This is a genomic window from Nissabacter sp. SGAir0207 (genome assembly GCF_005491205.1).
Taxonomy (GTDB): Bacteria; Pseudomonadota; Gammaproteobacteria; order Enterobacterales; family Enterobacteriaceae; genus Chimaeribacter.
In genome coordinates this window covers 3,275,305-3,294,224 of sequence record NZ_CP028035.1, presented here as the reverse complement: position 1 = coordinate 3,294,224, position 18,920 = coordinate 3,275,305, and the positions used below count along the sequence as shown (strand labels likewise).

Sequence of the window (18,920 nt, the reverse complement as noted above, 5' to 3'; positions counted from 1 at the left end):
AAATCCCAGCCGAAAAAGGGGCGATGGGTCTGATAGGGCGCGTCACGCCGGCGGCTCCCACACCCCCGGCACCAGTTGCCCGCGCAGGCTGGGGTGGTGCGCCGGGTGGAATACCGGCAGCAGCCCAATGCGCTGCTGGCGCTGGTAGTCCTTGACCAGCATCACCGTCACGCCGGAGAGCAGCAGCAGCGCCGTCAGGTTGGCCAGTGACATCACCGCCAGCAGGCTGCCGGTCAGTGGGCTGAGCCAGGGGGCCTGCCAGAACAGCCCCAGCCCGGCGCAGGCCAGCGTCAGGCCGCGTAGCCAGGGCAGGCCGCCGGTGCGGTTACGGGTGAGGAATAGCAGGTTGTTCTCGGCATAGACATAGTTGCCGAGCAACGCGGTCAGGGTGAAGAGCGCGATCACCGCCATCATCGGCGCGCCGCCCCAAAGCTCGACGCAGGCCGCCATCGCCTGCCGGGCGAGGGAGGGGGCATCCGCCGTCACGGCGGGCAGCCCCGCGAGCAGCAACACCAGCGCGGTGGCACTGCCAATCACCACGGTATCCAGCACCGCCCCCAGCATCTGCACATAGCCCTGTGACACCGGGTGGGCCGGTTGCGGCGCGGCGCTGGCTGCGGCGTTTGGCACGGAGCCAATGCCCGCCTCATTGGTCTGTAGCCCCTGTTGTAGCCCCTGGCTCATCGCCTGAGAGATGCCATACCCGACCGCGCCAGACATCGCCTCCTCCAGACCGAATGCGCCACGGAAAATAGCCAACGCAATGCGCGGCAGCTCAGCGGCATGGCTCAGGATCGTCCAGCCCGCCAGCCCAAGGTAGAGCAGCAGCATCAGCGGCACCAGCAGTGCCAATGTGCGGGCAATGCGCGACAGGCCGCCGAGCATCACGCCGCCGGCCAGCAGCAGCAGGGCGGCCGCCAGCCCCAGCGGCGGGCAGTGCAGCGCCAGCCGGTTGGCCTCCGCCAGCGCGTTGGCCTGCAAGGTATTGAGGGTCAGGCCGAAGGTGGCGATCAGCAGCAGGGCGAACAGCACGCCGAGCCAGCGCATCCCCAGCCCGCGCGCCATATAGTAGGCGGGGCCACCGCGAAAGCGCCCCTGCCCATCGCGGCTTTTATAGAGCTGCGCCAGCGTGCTCTCCGCCAGCGTGGTCATCATCCCGATCCAGGTCATCACCCACATCCAGAAGATGGCGCCCGGCCCGCCATTCTCCAGCGCGATGGCAACGCCGGTCAGGTTACCCGGCCCGATGCGCGCGCCGAGCGTCAGGCAGAGCGCCTGCCAGGAGATGAGGCCGCCGGGTTGGCGGACGCGGCTCAGCCGCAGGGCACCGACCATGCCGCTCAGGCAGCGCAACTGCATCCCGCGGGTGCGCCAGGTGAAGTAAAGCCCCGCGCCAATCAGCAGGTAGAACAGGATGGAATCCCACAGGATGGTATTGAAAAAGACAATCAGTTCAGTCATTGAGGGCCTCGTTGAGCCATGCCCTGATGGCGCGCCACCCGGCGTTGCGACGCAGGAACGCTGGCAATGGGCGCGACTGTAGCACACAAATTATGCATCCAGACAGCCCGATTGTCGCGTCGTGATCTGGTTGAATTCCCGCGCGATTTTTCCGGCTTTTCCCGCCCGGCCGGGGCGTGCGCTTTTCCCTGACGCGCGTCTTGCGCGCCCCCCTTTGCATGTTATTATCAGGCTACGGCAAGGCCGTCTGGCCTTCATCAATACCCACCTATGAGAAATGCCATTATGACGAACAAACTTACTGCCCTACGCCAGTTGACCACCGTGGTTGCCGATACCGGCGACATCGCGGCCATGAAGTTGTACCAGCCGCAAGATGCCACCACCAACCCCTCCCTGATCCTGAACGCCGCCCAAATCCCGGAATACCGCAAACTGATTGATGAAGCCATTGCCTGGGCGCGTGACCAGAGCGGCGACCGCGACCAGCAGATCCTGGACGCCTCTGACAAGCTGGCGGTGAACATTGGTCTGGAGATCCTGAAGCTGATCCCTGGCCGCATCTCCACCGAAGTGGACGCGCGCCTCTCCTATGACACCGAAGCGAGCGTCGCCAAGGCCAAGCGCCTGATGAAGCTCTACAACGATGCCGGCATCAGCAACGATCGCATCCTGATCAAGCTGGCCTCTACCTGGCAGGGCATCCGCGCCGCTGAGCAACTGGAGCGCGAAGGCATCAACTGTAACCTGACGCTGCTGTTCTCCTTCGCGCAGGCGCGTGCCTGTGCCGAAGCGGGCGCTTATCTGATCTCGCCGTTCGTTGGCCGTATCCTCGACTGGTACAAGGCCAATGGCGACAAGAAAGAGTTCGAATCCCATGAAGATCCGGGTGTGATCTCCGTGACCGAAATCTACCAGTACTATAAAGAGCACGGCTACGAGACCGTGGTGATGGGCGCCAGCTTCCGTAACGTGGGTGAGATCATCGAACTGGCAGGCTGCGATCGCCTGACCATCGCCCCGGCGCTGCTGAAAGAGCTGGCCGAGAGCGAAGGCGGGGTAGAGCGCAAACTCTCCTTCAACGGTGAAGTGAAACCACGCCCGCAGCCGCTGACCGAATCCGAGTTCTACTGGGAGCATAACAGCGACCCGATGGCGGTTGAGAAGCTGACCGACGGCATCCGCAAGTTTGCCGTTGACCAGGGCAAACTGGAGAAGATGATCGCCGATCTGCTCTGATCTGGCGCATTAACCAGCGAAAGGCGGCCTTGGGCCGCCTTTTTTATGCGCGGCACGGCGGCAGAATTCGTATACTGGGCGAAACAGGTTTACTGGCGCACGCCATAAGGTAAAAGATGAACACATTACGCATTGGTCTGGTCTCGGTGTCTGACCGCGCTTCCAGCGGCATCTATCAGGACAAGGGCATCCCGGCATTGCAGGAGTGGCTGGCGTCGGCGCTGGCGACCCCGTTTGAGATTGAGACGCGCCTGATCCCGGACGAGCAACTGCTGATTGAGCAGTCACTGTGCGAGCTGGTGGATGAGAGCGGTTGCCATCTGGTGCTGACCACCGGCGGCACCGGCCCGGCGCGCCGCGACGTGACCCCGGACGCCACGCTGGCAGTGGCTGATCGCGAGATGCCCGGCTTTGGCGAGCAGATGCGCCAGATCAGCCTCAACTTTGTGCCGACCGCCATCCTCTCCCGTCAGGTGGGGGTGATCCGTAAGCAGGCGTTGATCATCAACCTGCCCGGCCAGCCGAAGTCGATTAAAGAGACGCTGGAAGGGCTGAAGGATGAGAGTGGAAAGGTAATTGTACACGGTATCTTCGCCAGCGTGCCTTACTGCATCCAGCTGCTGGATGGCCCCTACATTGAGACTCACCCCGACGTCGCAGTGGCTTTTCGCCCGAAAAGCGCGATTCGCGAAACAAAAAGCTGAAGTTGGACTTTTTCCGCCATAAGCCGCGCTGACGCTGGTGTGTAGATAAATTGCCGATATAGTAATGTTAACTTTACAACTATCGGCAACTTTATTGACGCGTGGTGACTGATGATCCCTGAGCCTGCCCGCCGCCTTAACCGGCGCGATTTCCATACCCTGACCTTGGCCGCCTTGGGCGGCGCGCTGGAGTTTTACGACTTCATCATCTTCGTCTATTTTGCCGCGGTGATTGGCGAGCTGTTCTTCCCGGCCCAGATGCCGGAGTGGCTGCGGCTGGTGCAGACCTTCGGCATCTTCGCCGCAGGCTATCTGGCGCGGCCGTTAGGCGGCATCGTGATGGCGCATTTCGGTGACATCGTGGGCCGCAAAAAGATGTTCAGCCTTAGCATCCTGCTGATGGCGTTGCCGACGCTGGCGATGGGGATGCTGCCAACCTACGCCAGCATCGGCGTGGCCGCGCCGCTGTTGCTGCTGTTGATGCGGCTGTTGCAGGGAGCGGCGATTGGCGGTGAAGTGCCGGGAGCCTGGGTGTTTGTCGCGGAGCATGTGCCGCGTCGGCGCATCGGTTTTGCCTGCGGTACCCTGACTGCCGGGCTGACGGTCGGCATTCTGCTCGGTTCGTTCGTGGCTACCCTGCTGAACACGCTCATGACGCCACAGACGCTGGCGGCCGTGGGCTGGCGCATCCCGTTCTTCCTCGGCGGGCTGTTTGGCCTCGGCGCGATGTACCTGCGCCGCTGGCTGCATGAGACGCCGGTGTTCACCGAGATGCAGCAGCGCAAGGCGCTGGCGCAGGAGTTGCCGCTGAAGGCGGTGCTGCGCCAGCACCGGCGGGCATTGGTGGTGAGTATGCTGCTCACCTGGCTGCTCTCCGCCTGCATCGTGGTGGTGATCCTGATGACGCCAACCTGGCTACAGAAGCAGTTTGGCCTGCCGGCCGCGCTCACCCTTCAGGCCAACTGTCTGGCAACGGTGGCGCTGATCTTCGGCTGCATCATCGCTGGCAGCCTGGCGGATCGCTTCGGGGCCAGCAAGGCGCTGATCGGCGGCAGCTTGCTATTGGGGATCTGCTCCTGGACTTTCTACCACCTGGCGGCCAGCGGCACGGGCTGGCTGTTCGCCACCTACGGGCTGGCAGGGCTTGGCGTCGGCGTGGTGGGCGCGGTGCCCTACGTCATGGTGCGCGCCTTCCCGGCGGAGGTGCGTTTCACCGGCCTCTCGTTCTCTTATAACGTTGCCTATGCGCTGTTTGGCGGGCTGACGCCCATTTGCGTCACGCTGCTGATGGCGGTCACGCCGATGGCTCCGGCCTACTACGTATTGGCGCTGGCCGTGCTGGGAATGGGCGTGGGACTCTATTTGAGCCGCGATCTGGATGGGGAGGCGAGCGGGGCACCGCTGCAGCGTGGCATGGCCAACCCCTGATGTGAAAAAGCCCTGCTGAGCAGGGCTTTTTTTATGGCGGTCAGGCGCGGGCGCCAATCGGCAGCAGGGTGCGGCCGAACTGTTCGTTCAGCACCTCCGCCATCGCCAGATAGATGGCGATCAGGCCACAGACAATCCCCTCGATGCCCGCCAGTTTCAGCAGCGCCGCGTTGCCGGTCAGATTGCCAGCGGCCAGCAGCACAAACAGCAGCGACAGCGTGCCGAACACTGCCTGCAATGCCCGGTTGGCGCGCAGCGTGCCGATAAACATAAACAGCGTGAACAGGCCCCACAGCGCCAGATAGCTGGCGAAGGTCGCGCCATCCGCCGCCTCTGCCAGCCCAAGGCGCGGCAGCAGCAGAATGCCCACCAGACTGAGCCAGAAGGCACCATAGGCGGTAAAGGCGGTCATGCCGAAGGTGTTGCCCTTCTTGAATTCCATCAGGCCGGCCAGCACCTGCGCCATCCCGCCGAAGCACAGCCCCATGCTGAGCACCACGGCGGTCAGCGGGCAGAAGCCGGCATTATGGAGGTTAAGCAGAATGGTGGTCATGCCAAAGCCCATCAGCCCAAGCGGGCCGGGGTTGGCGTAGTGTTTCTCGTGCATAAAGTCCCTGCATCAAAATGATCGGTAGCTGAATTGAAAAGGGGAGAACCCCTCCCCATTTCCCCCTGAGTAATGGGGCGCGCCATCATAATCAGCGGCAGATGGTCAGACTTTGATCCAACGGGGAAGAAAACACACTTTTTTTCATACTACCCCCTTGATGCCGTCGCGCTTGGCCCCATCTTATTTGCAACCGCAGTTGCTAATCGCGGGCAAGCCGGACATATCGGGCGTTGAAAACGAAAAAATCGCCCGCATATCCATTAGCAACCTGATCGAATATGAATATTTAGTGGAGACGTTTAGATGGGCAAAATCATTGGTATCGACCTGGGTACAACCAACTCTTGTGTGGCAATCATGGATGGCACCCAGGCTCGTGTGCTGGAAAACAGCGAAGGCGATCGCACCACGCCTTCCATCATTGCTTACGCGCAGGATGGTGAAACCCTGGTGGGCCAACCGGCTAAACGTCAGGCTGTCACTAACCCGCAAAACACCCTGTTTGCCATTAAGCGCCTGATTGGCCGTCGCTTCCAGGACGAAGAAGTCCAGCGCGACAAAGGCATCATGCCGTACCAAATCATCAGCGCCGACAACGGTGACGCCTGGATCGACGTAAAAGGCCAGAAAATCGCCCCGCCGCAGATCTCTGCGGAAGTGCTGAAAAAGATGAAGAAGACCGCAGAAGATTACCTGGGTGAGCCGGTAACCGAAGCTGTCATCACCGTTCCGGCCTACTTCAACGATGCACAGCGTCAGGCGACCAAAGACGCCGGCCGCATCGCGGGTCTGGAAGTGAAACGTATCATCAACGAACCGACCGCCGCTGCGCTGGCTTACGGCATGGACAAAGGCATCGGCAACCGCACCATCGCGGTCTATGACCTGGGTGGCGGTACCTTCGATATCTCCATCATCGAGATCGATGAAGTTGACGGCGAAAAAACCTTCGAAGTACTGGCTACCAACGGTGACACCCACCTGGGTGGTGAAGACTTCGACAGCCGCCTGATCAACTATCTGGTGGACGAGTTCAAGAAAGAGCAGGGCATTGACCTGCGCAACGACCCGCTGGCAATGCAGCGCCTGAAAGAGGCCGCTGAGAAGGCGAAGATCGAGCTTTCCTCTGCCCAGCAGACCGACGTGAACCTGCCGTACATCACCGCAGACGCCACCGGTCCGAAACACATGAACATCAAAGTGACCCGCGCTAAGCTGGAGTCGCTGGTAGAAGATCTGGTTGCCCGCTCCATCGAGCCGCTGAAAGTGGCACTGCAGGACGCTGGCCTCTCTGTCTCCGAGATCAATGACGTGATCCTGGTAGGCGGTCAGACCCGTATGCCGATGGTACAGAAGAAAGTGGCTGAGTTCTTCGGCAAAGAGCCGCGTAAAGACGTGAACCCGGACGAAGCGGTAGCGATCGGTGCAGCGGTTCAGGGCGGCGTGCTGGCAGGTGACGTGAAAGACGTCCTGCTGCTGGACGTCACCCCGCTCTCCCTGGGTATCGAAACCATGGGTGGCGTGATGACCTCGCTGATCAGCAAGAACACCACCATCCCGACCAAGCACAGCCAGGTGTTCTCCACCGCGGAAGACAACCAAGCCGCCGTGACCATCCATGTGCTGCAGGGTGAGCGTAAGCGTTCGGCGGACAACAAGTCCCTCGGCCAGTTCAACCTGGACGGCATCCAGCCGGCACCGCGCGGTATGCCGCAGATCGAAGTGACCTTCGACATCGACGCCGATGGTATCCTGCACGTCTCCGCGAAAGACAAAAACAGCGGCCGCGAGCAGAAGATCACCATCAAAGCCTCTTCTGGCCTGAGCGATGAAGAAGTGCAGAAAATGGTGCGTGAGGCGGAAGCCAACGCCGAGTCTGACCGTAAGTTCGAAGAGCTGGTTCAGACCCGCAACCAGGGTGACCACCTGCTGCACAGCACCCGCAAGCAGCTGGATGAAGCCGGTGACAAGCTCTCCGCTGACGACAAAGCGCCGATCGAATCTGCGCTGAAAGATCTGGAAGCGGCGCTGAAAGGCGAAGACAAAGCCGACATCGAAGCGAAAATGCAGGCGCTGGCACAGGTTTCCGGCAAGCTGGTTGAGATGGCGCAAGCCCAGGCTGGCGCAGCGGAAGGCCAGGCAACCGACGGCGCGAAGAAAGATGACGACGTGGTTGATGCTGAGTTCGAAGAAGTTAAAGACAAAAAATAATCGCCCTTAAGCGGGCACAGCGGCGGCGTCGGCGGAACCCATTTCCCTCGCCGCCGCTGCCAACCAGGCACGGGCGTCGGGGAAACCTTACGCCCGTGCACGCATGTTGAGGGCAGGAAAAAAACAATGGCGAAAAGAGACTATTACGAGATTTTGGGCGTTTCCAAAACAGCGGAAGAGCGCGAGATCAAAAAGGCCTATAAACGCCTGGCAATGAAATATCACCCTGACCGCAATCAGGGCGACAAAGAGTCGGAAGCCAAATTTAAAGAGATCAAAGAAGCCTACGAGATCCTGACGGACGAGCAGAAACGCGCGGCCTACGATCAGTACGGCCATGCGGCCTTCGAGCAGGGCGGTATGGGCGGTGGCGGCGGCTTTGGCGGCGGTGGCGCGGACTTCAGCGACATCTTCGGCGATGTCTTCGGCGACATCTTTGGCGGCGGCCGTCGCCAGCGTGCCAGCCGTGGCTCCGACCTGCGCTATAACATGGAGCTGACGCTGGAAGAGGCGGTACGCGGCGTCACCAAAGAGATCCGTATCCCGACGCTGGAAGAGTGCGAAATCTGCCACGGCAGCGGCGCGAAACCGGGCAGTTCGCCGGTCACCTGTCCAACCTGCCACGGCGCGGGCCAGGTGCAGATGCGTCAGGGCTTCTTCACCGTGCAGCAGGCGTGTCCGCACTGTCAGGGTCGCGGCCAGATCATCAAAGATCCGTGCAACACCTGCCACGGCCACGGCCGCGTTGAGAAGTCTAAAACCCTGTCGGTGAAGATCCCGGCTGGCGTGGATACCGGCGACCGCATCCGTCTGGCGGGTGAGGGTGAAGCGGGTGAGCATGGCGCACCGGCAGGCGACCTGTACGTTCAGGTACAGGTGAAAGCCCACCCGATCTTTGAGCGTGAAGGCAACAACCTCTATTGCGAAGTGCCGATCAACTTTGCGATGGCTGCACTGGGTGGCGAGATTGAAGTGCCGACCCTCGATGGCCGCGTGAAGCTGAAAGTCCCGACCGAGACCCAGACCGGCAAGCTGTTCCGTATGCGCGGCAAGGGCGTGAAATCGGTACGTGGCGGCAGTCAGGGCGACCTGCTGTGCCGCGTGGTGGTGGAGACTCCGGTCAATCTGAGCGAGCGCCAGAAGCAACTGCTGCGTGAGCTGGAAGATAGTCTGGGCGGCCCATCGGGTGAGAACAACAGCCCGCGCTCCAAGTCCTTCTTTGACGGCGTGAAAAAGTTCTTTGATGACCTGACCCGCTAAAACGCGGCAGGCGTCACTCCCCTGAAACCAGATGGCCCCGGCCATCTGGTTTTTTTTATGCCTGTCTTTCCGCTTTTTCCAGACAGAATTGATCCTGTTTACACTTCGGTAAAGCCGAATCAATCATAATCTAAAAGCTGCTTTTAACGATGTATGGGATTGCGTACTCTTTAGGCCCGCATCCACTACAGAGAATTTTTAAGGACGACTTTCGTGCATAACATCATCAGGCAATTTTTCAATATGGAAGCCTCCGGCGGCATTGTGCTGATCGTGGCCGCCGCCGCGGCATTGGTCATGGCAAACTCTTCGCTGGAACCCGTCTATCACGCGCTGGTTGAATTCTCCCTGCCCTTGCAGGCCGGTGGGTTTGACTTTACCCGCTCGGCGGAGTGGTGGATTAATGACGGCCTGATGGCAATCTTCTTCCTGCTGGTGGGGATGGAGGTCAAGCGCGAACTGCTGGAAGGCTCACTGGCGGGCATTAACAAGGCGCTGTTCCCGGTGATTGCGGCACTCGGCGGCATGATCGCCCCGTCGCTGATCTATCTGCTGTTCAACGCCGGTGATGAAATCACCCGCGTCGGCTGGGCGATCCCGGCCGCCACGGACATCGCCTTTGCCGTTGGGGTGATGGCGCTGCTTGGCAGCCGCGTACCGGTCAGTCTGAAGGCGTTCCTGCTGGCGCTGGCGATCATCGACGATCTGGGTGCGATCGTGATTATTGCGTTGTTCTACACCGCCGATCTCTCGCTGATCGCGCTGGCCGCCGCCGGTGGGGTGATCGCCGTGATGGCACTGCTGAACTGGCGCGGCGTCAATGCCCGTTCGATCTACCTGCTGCTGGGCGTGGTGCTGTGGGTGTGCATCCTGCAATCAGGGATCCATGCCACTCTGGCGGGCGTGATCACCGGGTTCCTGATCCCGTTGAACCGCGGTCAGAAGGTATCGCCGCTGCGCCAGCTGGAGCACCAGTTGCACCCTTGGGTGTCACGCGTGATCCTGCCGCTGTTCGCCTTTGCCAACGCTGGCATTGTGTTTGGCAGCGTGACATTGGCTGGCCTGTTCACCGACCTGCCGCTGGGCATCATCGCCGGGCTGTTTATCGGTAAGCCGGTGGGCATTACCCTGATCTGCTGGCTGGCCGTAAAAATGCGCATCGCCAGCCTGCCGGATGACATTACGTTCAAGCATATCAGCGCGGTCTCGGTGCTGTGCGGCATCGGCTTTACCATGTCGATCTTCATCGCCGGGCTGGCCTTCGGCCATGACGATCCGCACCTGATGACCTACGCCAAAATTGGCATCCTGAGCGGATCGCTGCTGGCGGCGTTCTTTGGTTACCTGGTGCTGAGCCGGGTGTTGCCGGCCAAACGCCCGGCCTGACGGAGTGGGGCGGCGTCTCCTGCGCCGCCCCCAGCATGATGCGGCAGGCCCCACTTGCCGCCACCGGGGGTAAACCATGCGTATGTCCCATCTCAATTTCAACCATCTCTACTACTTCTGGCACATCTGCAAAGCTGGCTCCGTGGCAGGCGCGGCGGAGGCGCTGTTCCTGACGCCGCAGACCATCACCGGCCAGATCAAGGCGCTGGAGGAGCGGCTCGGCGGCAAACTGTTCAAACGTCAGGGGCGCGGGCTGGTGCCCTCGGAACTGGGGCAACTGGTGTTCCGCTACGCGGATCGCATGTTCATGCTTAGCCAGGAGATGCTGGATATCGTCAACTACCGCAAGGAGTCGAGCCTGCTGTTTGATGTCGGCGTGGCAGATGCGCTGAGCAAGCGGCTGGTGAGCCGGGTGCTGGAGACGGTGGCAACGGTGGAGACGCCCATTCACCTGCGCTGTTTTGAATCGACCCATGAGCTGCTGCTGGAGCAGCTTAGCCAGCACAAGCTGGACATGATCCTCTCTGACTGCCCAGTGGACTCCAGCCAACAGGCGGGACTGTTCTCCCTGAAACTGGGCGAGTGCCCGGTCGGTTTCTACTGCTGCCAGCCGCTGCCAACTGCGCCTTTCCCGGCCTGCCTGAGCGAGCGGCGGCTGCTGATCCCCGGTCGGCGCTCCATGCTGGGGCGCAAGCTGCTCAGCTGGTTTGGCGCGCAGGGCATCCAGCCGGAGATCCTCGGCGAGTTTGATGACGCAGCGTTGATGAGCGCCTTCGGCCAGCGCAACAACGCCATTTTTGTTGCCCCGGCGATGGATGCGGCCGAGATGGGCGGTGCCATGCAGGTGCAGAAGATTGGCCAGTTGGAGCAGGTGCAGGAGGAGTACTACGTGATCTTTGCCGAGCGGATGATCCAGCACCCGGCGGTGCAGCGCATCTGCCACAGCGACTTCTCAGCGCTGTTCAGCGGGGGAGGGGAGAGCCAGAGGTAAACACCAGACGTAAAAAAACCGGCCTAAGCCGGTTTTTTTAACAAAGCACACAGCGTAATGCGATTATTGCATTGCGTTGATTTGCGCAGCCAGGTTTGACTTATGACGCGCAGCTTTGTTTTTGTGAACCAGACCTTTAGAGGCCTGACGGTCCACGATCGGTTGCATTTCGTTAAATGCTTTTTGTGCAGCTTCTTTGTCGTTAGCTGCGATAGCCGCGTATACCTTCTTGATGAAGGTACGCATCATGGAGCGACGGCTAGCGTTATGCTTGCGGCGCTTTTCAGATTGTACGGCGCGTTTCTTAGCTGATTTGATATTAGCCAAGGTCCAACTCCCAAAATGTTCTATTGAGGACAATTCAAAGGCCGAGGAATATGCCCGTTCAGCCTTCTTTTGTCAATGGATTTGTGCAAATAAGCGCCGTTTGTACGAGCGGCACTTGTTACGTTGTGATGGCGCAGGATTTTAACAGCTTCGCCGCTCGGAATACAGTCTTTAACATGAAAATTCACCACTGGCCTGACCGGGGCAGAGTAAAGAAAGCTAACCATTTGTTTCGATTCAGCCGATCCCGCCACATGGCGTGGGGCCAGCGCGCAAAGGGATTTTACCGCGGCGATAACTCCGGTATGGTAGGACATCACACTAAACCCCCAATCGCCGGTTAACCTTAAACGCTGTACAAGGTATAATCCGCCGATTTCCACTGTCTTGAGCCAGCTATGGAGCTAATTCGCGGCATTTACAATCTTCGGGCGCGCCACCACGGTTGTGTGCTCACTATTGGTAACTTTGACGGCGTGCACCGTGGCCACCGGGCGTTGCTGGAGCAGTTGAAACAACAGGGGCAACGTCTGGGCTTGCCCGTGATGGTGATGATTTTTGAGCCGCAGCCGCTGGAGCTGTTTGCGGCCGACAAGGCCCCCGCCCGGTTGACCCGCCTGCGCGACAAGGCCAAATACCTGGCGGAAGCGGGGGTGGATTACCTGCTCTGCGTCAAGTTTGATCCCCGTTTTGCCGCCAATACCGCCCAGTCGTTTGTCGCTGAGTTGCTGATCGAAAAACTGGGTGTTAAGTTCCTGATGGTCGGTGATGACTTCCGCTTTGGCGCGGGCCGGCAGGGCGATTTTGCGCTGCTACAGAAGGCGGGTGCCGAGTATGGCTTTACCGTATGTAACACCGACACCTTCTGTGACGACGGTATGCGCATCAGCAGTACCGCCATCCGCACCGCGCTGAAGCAGGATGACCTGGCGCTGGCGGAGCGCCTGCTTGGCCACCCCTACAGCATCTCTGGCCGGGTGGTGCATGGTGACGCGCTGGGTCGAACCATCGGCTTCCCCACCGCCAACCTGCCGCTGAAGCGGCTGGTGGCACCCGTCAACGGCGTCTATGCGGTCGAGGTGCTTGGCCTTGGGCCAGCGCCGGTGCCCGGCGTCGCCAATATCGGAACCCGCCCGACCGTGGCGGGAGTACGCCAGCAGCTGGAAGTTCACCTGCTGGACGTTGCAATGGACTTATATGGGCGCCATATAGATGTGGTGCTGCGCGCCAAAGTGCGCGATGAACAGCGGTTTGCTTCTCTTGATGCATTAAAGCAGCAGATCGCGAATGATGTGGTGACTACCCGGAACTATTTCGGGCTGAAGGCACCGGTTTAACCTCTCTTGCCGAAAACGGAACCGAGAATCTGATGAGTGACTACAAAAATACCCTGAATTTGCCGGAAACAGGGTTCCCGATGCGCGGCGACCTCGCCAAGCGCGAGCCTGGCATGCTGAAACATTGGTATGAGCAGGATCTGTACGGGATTATTCGTGCTGCCAAAAAGGGCAAAAAAACCTTTATCCTGCATGACGGCCCTCCGTATGCGAACGGCAGCATTCATATTGGTCACTCGGTTAACAAAATTCTCAAAGACATTATTATCAAGTCGAAAGGAATGGCCGGTTATGACTCGCCGTACGTGCCGGGCTGGGACTGCCACGGCCTGCCGATTGAGCTGAAGGTTGAGCAACTGATTGGCAAGCCGGGCGAGAAGGTCAGCGCGGCGGAGTTCCGTCAGGCGTGCCGTACCTATGCCGCCGAGCAGGTGGAAGGGCAGAAGGCGGACTTCATCCGTCTGGGCGTGCTGGGTGACTGGGATCACCCCTACCTGACCATGAACTTCGACACCGAAGCCAACATCATCCGCGCGCTGGGCAAGATCATCGCCAACGGCCACCTGCACAAGGGCGCGAAGCCGGTGCACTGGTGCACCGACTGCGGCTCCTCGCTGGCCGAAGCGGAAGTGGAGTACTACGACAAAACCTCGCCGTCGATTGACGTGGCCTTCAACGCCACCGACGCCGCCGCCGTGGCGGCCAAATTTGGCGTGACCGACTTTACTGGCCCGGTGTCGCTGGTGATCTGGACCACCACTCCGTGGACCATGCCAGCCAACCGCGCCATCTCCCTTAACCCGGAGATCGCCTACCAGCTGGTGCAGATTGAGGGCCAGTGCCTGATTCTGGCCGCCGATCTGGTGGAGAGCGTCATGAAGCGCATCGGTGTCGCCAGCTGGAACGTGCTGGGCGAGTGCCGCGGCGCGGATCTGGAGCTGCTGCGCTTCCAGCACCCGTTCCTGGCGTTCGACGTGCCGGCCATCCTGGGCGACCACGTAACGCTGGACGCCGGTACTGGCGCGGTGCACACCGCCCCCGGCCACGGCCCGGATGACTATGTCATCGGCCAAAAATATGGCCTTGAGGTGGCGAACCCGGTTGGCCCGAACGGCTGCTACCTGCCGGGCACCTACCCGACGCTGGATGGCCTGTTTGTCTTCAAGGCGAATGACGTCATCGTGGAGCTGCTGCGCGAGAAGGGCGCCCTGCTGCACGTTGAGAAGCTGGTGCACAGCTACCCGTGCTGCTGGCGCCATAAAACGCCGATCATCTTCCGCGCTACCCCGCAATGGTTCATCAGCATGGACCAGAAGGGCCTGCGCCAGCAGTCGCTGAGCGAGATCAAGGGCGTGAAGTGGATCCCGGATTGGGGTCAGGCGCGCATCGAGACCATGGTCGCCAACCGCCCGGACTGGTGCATCTCCCGCCAGCGTACCTGGGGCGTGCCGATGGCACTGTTCGTCCACAAAGAGACTGAAGTCCTGCACCCGCGCAGCGTCGAGCTGATGGAAGCGGTGGCGCAGCGTGTTGAGCAGCACGGCATTCAGGCATGGTGGGATCTCGATCCGGCCGAGCTGCTGGGTGACGAGGCGGCGGACTACGTGAAGGTGCCGGATACGCTGGACGTCTGGTTTGACTCCGGCTCCACCAGCTTCTCGGTAGTGGATGCCCGCCCAGAGTTCGAAGGCCACAGCGCCGACATGTATCTGGAAGGCTCCGACCAGCATCGCGGCTGGTTCATGTCCTCGCTGATGATCTCCACGGCGATGAAGGGCAAGGCGCCTTATAAAGAGGTGCTGACCCACGGCTTCACCGTGGACGGGCAGGGTCGCAAAATGTCCAAGTCCATCGGCAACACCGTCAGCCCGCAGGACGTGATGAACAAGCTGGGTGGCGACATCCTGCGCCTGTGGGTGGCGTCCACCGACTATACCGGCGAGATCGCGGTCTCCGACGAGATCCTGAAGCGCTCCGCAGACGCCTATCGCCGCATCCGTAACACCGCCCGCTTCCTGCTGGCGAACCTGAACGGCTTCAACCCGGCGACCGACATGGTCAAGCCGGAGGAGATGGTAGTGCTGGATCGCTGGGCCGTGGGCCGGGCGCTGGCGGCGCAGCAGGATATCGAGCAGGCTTACGCCCGCTACGACTTCCACGAAGTGGTGCAGCGCCTGATGCAGTTCTGCTCCATCGAGATGGGCTCCTTCTATCTCGACATCATCAAGGATCGCCAGTACACCGCGAAAGCGGACGGCGTGGCGCGCCGCAGCTGCCAGAGCGCGCTCTACTTCATCGCCGAGGCGCTGGTGCGCTGGATGGCACCGATCATGTCCTTCACCGCGGATGAGATCTGGGGCTACCTGCCGGGCCAACGTGTGCCATTCGTCTTCACCGAGGAGTGGTTCGACGGCCTGTTCGGGCTGGACGCGGCCGAGCCGATGAACGATGAGTTCTGGGCCTCGCTGCTGAAAGTGCGTGGCGAAGTGAACAAGGTGCTCGAGCAGGCGCGCGCTGACAAGCGCATCGGCGGCTCGCTGGAAGCGGCCGTCACGCTCTATGCGGACGAGACGCTGGCGAGCCAGCTGGAGAGCCTGGATGCGGAACTGCGCTTTGTGCTGCTGACCTCGGCGGCCACCGTGGCCCCGCTGGCAGACGCCCCGGCAGACGCCCAGCCAAGCGAGCAGCTGAAAGGGCTGAAAGTGGGTCTGGCGAAAGCCGCTGGCGAGAAGTGCCCGCGCTGCTGGCACTACACCACCGATGTGGGCCACAACCCGGAGCACGCCGAGATCTGCGGCCGTTGCTATACCAACGTGGCCGGCAACGGCGAAGAGCGTAAGTTCGCCTGATGCGTAAACCGTTACTTTCAACCGGACTGCGCTGGCTGTGGCTGGCGATTGTGGTGCTAATTGTCGATCTCGGCAGCAAGCAGTGGATCCTCTCCCACTTTATGTTGGGGGAGACCCAGCCGCTGTTCCCGTCCCTGAACCTGCACTACGCGCGTAACTATGGCGCGGCGTTCAGTTTCCTGGCGGATCGCGGCGGCTGGCAGCGCTGGATGTTTGCTGGCATCGCCATCGCCATCGCACTGTCGCTGCTGGTGATGATGTTCCGCAGCAGCGCGCAGAAGCGGATCGCCAACAGCGCCTACGCCCTGATCATCGGCGGCGCGCTGGGCAACCTGTTTGATCGCATGTGGCACGGCTTCGTGGTCGATTTCATCGACTTCTACGTCGGCGACTGGCACTTTGCGACCTTTAACATCGCTGATACTGCCATCTGCGTCGGCGCGGCGCTGGTGGTGCTGGAGGGGTTCATCTCCCCGGCCGACAAAGACAAGGCTACGGCCGGAAACAAGGGGTAAATGATGGCAGAGAGCGTACAACCTGACAGCGCCGTACTGGTGCACTTTACCCTGACGCTGGAAGATGGCTCAGTGGCGGAGTCCACCCGTGGCAACGGCAAGCCGGCGCTGTTCCGGCTGGGCGACGGCAGCCTCTCTGGCGACCTGGAGGCCCACCTGCTGGGCCTGCACGTCGGCGAGAAGCGGGCGTTCACCCTGTCACCTGATTCTGCCTTCGGACAGAAAAGCCCGGATCTGATCCAGTTCTTCTCACGCCGCGACTTTATCGAGACCGGCGTGCCGGAAGTGGGCACCATCATGATGTTCACCGCGATGGACGGCAGCGAGATGCCGGGCGTGGTGCGCGAGGTGGCGGAGGAGTCGATTACCGTGGACTTCAACCATCCGCTGGCCGGGCAGCACATCAGCTTTGATCTCGAAGTGCTGGAGATCGACCCGCAACTGGAGGGCAACGATGCAAATCCTGCTGGCTAACCCGCGCGGCTTCTGCGCAGGCGTTGATCGCGCCATCAGCATTGTCGAGCGCGCGCTGGAGATCTACGGCGCGCCGATCTACGTGCGCCATGAAGTGGTGCATAACCGCTACGTGGTGGACAGCCTGCGCGAACGTGGCGCGGTGTTCATTGAGCAGATCGCGGAAGTGCCGGATGGCTCGATCCTGATCTTCTCGGCGCACGGCGTGTCGCAGGCGGTGCGGGCGGAAGCGCGCAGCCGTGACCTGACGGTCTTTGACGCCACCTGCCCGTTGGTGACCAAGGTGCATATGGAAGTGGCGCGTGCCAGCCGCAAAGGGACGGAGGCGATCCTGATTGGGCACGCTGGCCACCCGGAAGTGGAGGGCACCATGGGCCAGTACAGCAACCCGAAGGGCGGCATGTATCTGGTGGAGTCGCCAGAGGATGTCTTTAAGTTGCAGGTGAAGGATGAGAACAATCTCTGCTTCATGACGCAGACCACGCTGTCGGTGGATGACACCTCGGACGTGATCGACGCCCTGCGTGAGCGCTTCCCGAATATTGTCGGCCCGCGCAAGGATGACATCTGCTACGCCACCACCAACCGGCAGGAAGCGGTGCGCACCCTGGCGGGCGGCGCGGACGTGGTGCTGGTGGTGGGGTCACGCAACTCCTCCAACTCCAACCGTCTGGCGGAGCTGGCACAGCGGATGGGTAAGCAGGCCTATCTGGTCGATTCCGCCGCAGACATCCAGGAAGCCTGGTTGAACGGGGCGTCGAGCATCGGCGTCACGGCTGGGGCATCCGCGCCGGATGTGCTGGTGCAAGAGGTGATCGCCCGCGTTCAGGCGCTGGGCGGTGGCATCGCCATCGAGCTGAGCGGCCGTGAAGAGAACATTGTGTTCGAAGTGCCGAAAGAGTTGCGGGTCGAGGTCAAACAGATCGATTGATCCCTGCCACGTAATAAGAGGGCCTGCTAATGCAGGCCCTTTTTTATGGCAGCGAGCGGGCGATCAGATCGCGAAGCGGTTCTGCGGCACGCCGGTTTCACTGGTCTCCACGCGCAGCAGCGCCCCCTCCAGATCGTGCGGTTGCTCCAGCCCCTTGCGCGCCGAGGTGATAAACAGCGTCTTCATCTCCGGGCCGCCGAAGGTGCAGCAACTCGGCTGGGTCACCGGCAGGCGAATCTCCTGCTCCTTCAGCAACTCGTCGCCGCGCAGCTGGTAGAGGCAGAGGCAGTGGTGGCCGAAGCAGGCGTTGACCAGCTGGCCGCGAGTGGTGAGGGTGGAGCCATCCGGCGTCAGGTCGCCACTGGAGTAGCAGCTTAGCGCGCGCGGGTTGATGCGTTTGCCGTGGCCGGAGTAGAAGCGCTTGGCGTCGCTGTCAGCGAACCAGACGCGCTGCTCATGCCAGACCAGCGTATTGGGGATGGTGAGATTCTCCATCATCCGCTCCGGCTGGGCGTCGCCCGCGGCATAGCGATACCAACTGCCGATGGCGCTCCCCTCCGTCAAATCCATGGTGCCGAACCACAGCGAGCCGTCCGGGGCGATGGCGGCCTCATTCGGGCGGGTGCGGCCGATATCTTCGGGGTAGTCGCAGAGCGAGGTGATTTCGCCGCTGGCGTAGTCATACAGCGCGATGCCCAGCTGCGACACCAGCAGGAAGCACTCCTCGCGCTCGGTCAGCAGCACGCCGCTGGTGACGCCCGGCAACTCGCGCACCGCCGTCTCCTGGCGATCCGGCCAGTGGCGCAGCAGGCGCTGGCAGTTAATGTCGACCCACAGCAGCGACTGGCTGCGGTCGCACCATACCGGGGTCTCCCCCAGCTCGGCCCGGTAGTCACTGACCGGGGTAATCTCAGAACGTAAAAATGCGGCCATGAATCGTGTCGTCCTCCCTTTCATTCATCGGGTGCGGCAGCAACGCCGCGGCCCTCTTAGCTTAGCCCTCAGCGCCCTCTGGCGCAGGCCGGATATGAAAAATCCTGCACGTTCCGGCCAGAAGCCATTGATGCCGCTTATTTTCAACATCTGGCAGATAAATCTAGCCGATGTTCACAAGCCTATATCATAAATTCCTCACTATTCAACCATTTGTCCGGCGAGAGGGGCGGAGCGCGGATGCCTTAAGGTTGTGACCCAACC

The 18,920-nt window shown here is 61.2% G+C and carries 16 protein-coding genes; 12 read left to right on the top strand and 4 right to left on the bottom strand.

From position 1 onward, the window contains the following. Positions 1–42 precede the first annotated feature (42 nt). Positions 43–1,461 carry a sodium:alanine symporter family protein gene (locus C1N62_RS14735; protein WP_137764340.1) on the bottom strand — a complete coding sequence of 473 codons (1,419 nt, stop codon included), beginning with the start codon at positions 1,459–1,461 and terminating at the stop codon, positions 43–45. Between the two features lie 285 nt (positions 1,462–1,746). On the opposite strand from C1N62_RS14735, the gene tal reads away from it, so the two are divergent. The 3 genes from tal to C1N62_RS14720 all read left to right on the top strand — a co-directional run bounded on the left by tal (position 1,747) and on the right by C1N62_RS14720 (position 4,832). Further along, positions 1,747–2,700, top strand: a complete 954-nt coding sequence (gene tal / locus C1N62_RS14730) for a transaldolase (RefSeq protein ID WP_137764339.1) — start codon at positions 1,747–1,749, stop codon at positions 2,698–2,700. 116 nt (positions 2,701–2,816) lie between these two features. Then, positions 2,817–3,404: a molybdopterin adenylyltransferase gene (gene mog, locus C1N62_RS14725; protein ID WP_137764338.1), complete on the top strand. Its 588-nt coding sequence runs from the start codon at positions 2,817–2,819 to the stop codon at positions 3,402–3,404. A gap of 111 nt (positions 3,405–3,515) precedes the next feature. Then, positions 3,516–4,832, top strand: coding sequence for an MFS transporter (locus tag C1N62_RS14720; protein ID WP_137764337.1), 1,317 nt, complete (start codon positions 3,516–3,518; stop codon positions 4,830–4,832). A gap of 40 nt (positions 4,833–4,872) precedes the next feature. Here the strand turns inward: C1N62_RS14720 and C1N62_RS14715 are convergent, their stop codons facing one another. Next, positions 4,873–5,439, bottom strand: a complete 567-nt coding sequence (locus C1N62_RS14715) for a GPR1/FUN34/YaaH family transporter (protein WP_137764336.1) — start codon at positions 5,437–5,439, stop codon at positions 4,873–4,875. 306 nt (positions 5,440–5,745) lie between these two features. On the opposite strand from C1N62_RS14715, the gene dnaK reads away from it, so the two are divergent. From dnaK to nhaR, 4 genes are all read left to right on the top strand, one after another. After that, positions 5,746–7,653, top strand: coding sequence for a molecular chaperone DnaK (gene dnaK, locus C1N62_RS14710; RefSeq protein ID WP_137764335.1), 1,908 nt, complete (start codon positions 5,746–5,748; stop codon positions 7,651–7,653). Positions 7,654–7,779: 126 nt separating this feature from the next. Continuing rightward, complete coding sequence (dnaJ, locus tag C1N62_RS14705; RefSeq protein WP_137764334.1) at positions 7,780–8,913, top strand: molecular chaperone DnaJ; 1,134 nt, start codon at positions 7,780–7,782, stop codon at positions 8,911–8,913. Positions 8,914–9,126: 213 nt separating this feature from the next. Next, positions 9,127–10,299: a Na+/H+ antiporter NhaA gene (gene nhaA / locus C1N62_RS14700; protein ID WP_137764333.1), complete on the top strand. Its 1,173-nt coding sequence runs from the start codon at positions 9,127–9,129 to the stop codon at positions 10,297–10,299. Between the two features lie 76 nt (positions 10,300–10,375). After that, positions 10,376–11,290 carry a transcriptional activator NhaR gene (nhaR, locus tag C1N62_RS14695; protein ID WP_137764332.1) on the top strand — a complete coding sequence of 305 codons (915 nt, stop codon included), beginning with the start codon at positions 10,376–10,378 and terminating at the stop codon, positions 11,288–11,290. A 63-nt stretch (positions 11,291–11,353) separates the two neighbouring features. Here nhaR and rpsT read toward each other — a convergent pair whose 3' ends face one another. Further along, positions 11,354–11,617 carry a 30S ribosomal protein S20 gene (gene rpsT / locus C1N62_RS14690; RefSeq protein ID WP_137764331.1) on the bottom strand — a complete coding sequence of 88 codons (264 nt, stop codon included), beginning with the start codon at positions 11,615–11,617 and terminating at the stop codon, positions 11,354–11,356. A gap of 398 nt (positions 11,618–12,015) precedes the next feature. On the opposite strand from rpsT, the gene ribF reads away from it, so the two are divergent. From ribF to ispH, 5 genes are read left to right on the top strand one after another with little or no spacing between them, the layout of a single operon-like run. Further along, positions 12,016–12,954, top strand: a complete 939-nt coding sequence (ribF, locus tag C1N62_RS14675; RefSeq protein WP_137764329.1) for a bifunctional riboflavin kinase/FAD synthetase — start codon at positions 12,016–12,018, stop codon at positions 12,952–12,954. A gap of 32 nt (positions 12,955–12,986) precedes the next feature. Further along, positions 12,987–15,803, top strand: a complete 2,817-nt coding sequence (ileS, locus tag C1N62_RS14670) for an isoleucine--tRNA ligase (RefSeq protein WP_137764328.1) — start codon at positions 12,987–12,989, stop codon at positions 15,801–15,803. Beyond that, positions 15,803–16,318: a signal peptidase II gene (gene lspA / locus C1N62_RS14665; RefSeq protein ID WP_137764327.1), complete on the top strand. Its 516-nt coding sequence runs from the start codon at positions 15,803–15,805 to the stop codon at positions 16,316–16,318. The genes ileS and lspA overlap by 1 nt, the downstream gene beginning before the upstream one ends. Positions 16,319–16,321: 3 nt before the next feature. Then, positions 16,322–16,792 (top strand): FKBP-type peptidyl-prolyl cis-trans isomerase, encoded by a 471-nt coding sequence (gene fkpB, locus C1N62_RS14660; protein ID WP_137764326.1) that lies wholly within the window; start codon positions 16,322–16,324, stop codon positions 16,790–16,792. Further along, a complete protein-coding gene (gene ispH, locus C1N62_RS14655; protein ID WP_137764325.1) occupies positions 16,773–17,723 on the top strand; it encodes a 4-hydroxy-3-methylbut-2-enyl diphosphate reductase in 951 nt (316 codons plus the stop codon). The genes fkpB and ispH overlap by 20 nt, the downstream gene beginning before the upstream one ends. A gap of 63 nt (positions 17,724–17,786) precedes the next feature. Here ispH and C1N62_RS14650 read toward each other — a convergent pair whose 3' ends face one another. After that, positions 17,787–18,656 (bottom strand): SMP-30/gluconolactonase/LRE family protein, encoded by an 870-nt coding sequence (locus C1N62_RS14650; RefSeq protein ID WP_137764324.1) that lies wholly within the window; start codon positions 18,654–18,656, stop codon positions 17,787–17,789. Positions 18,657–18,920 lie beyond the last annotated feature (264 nt).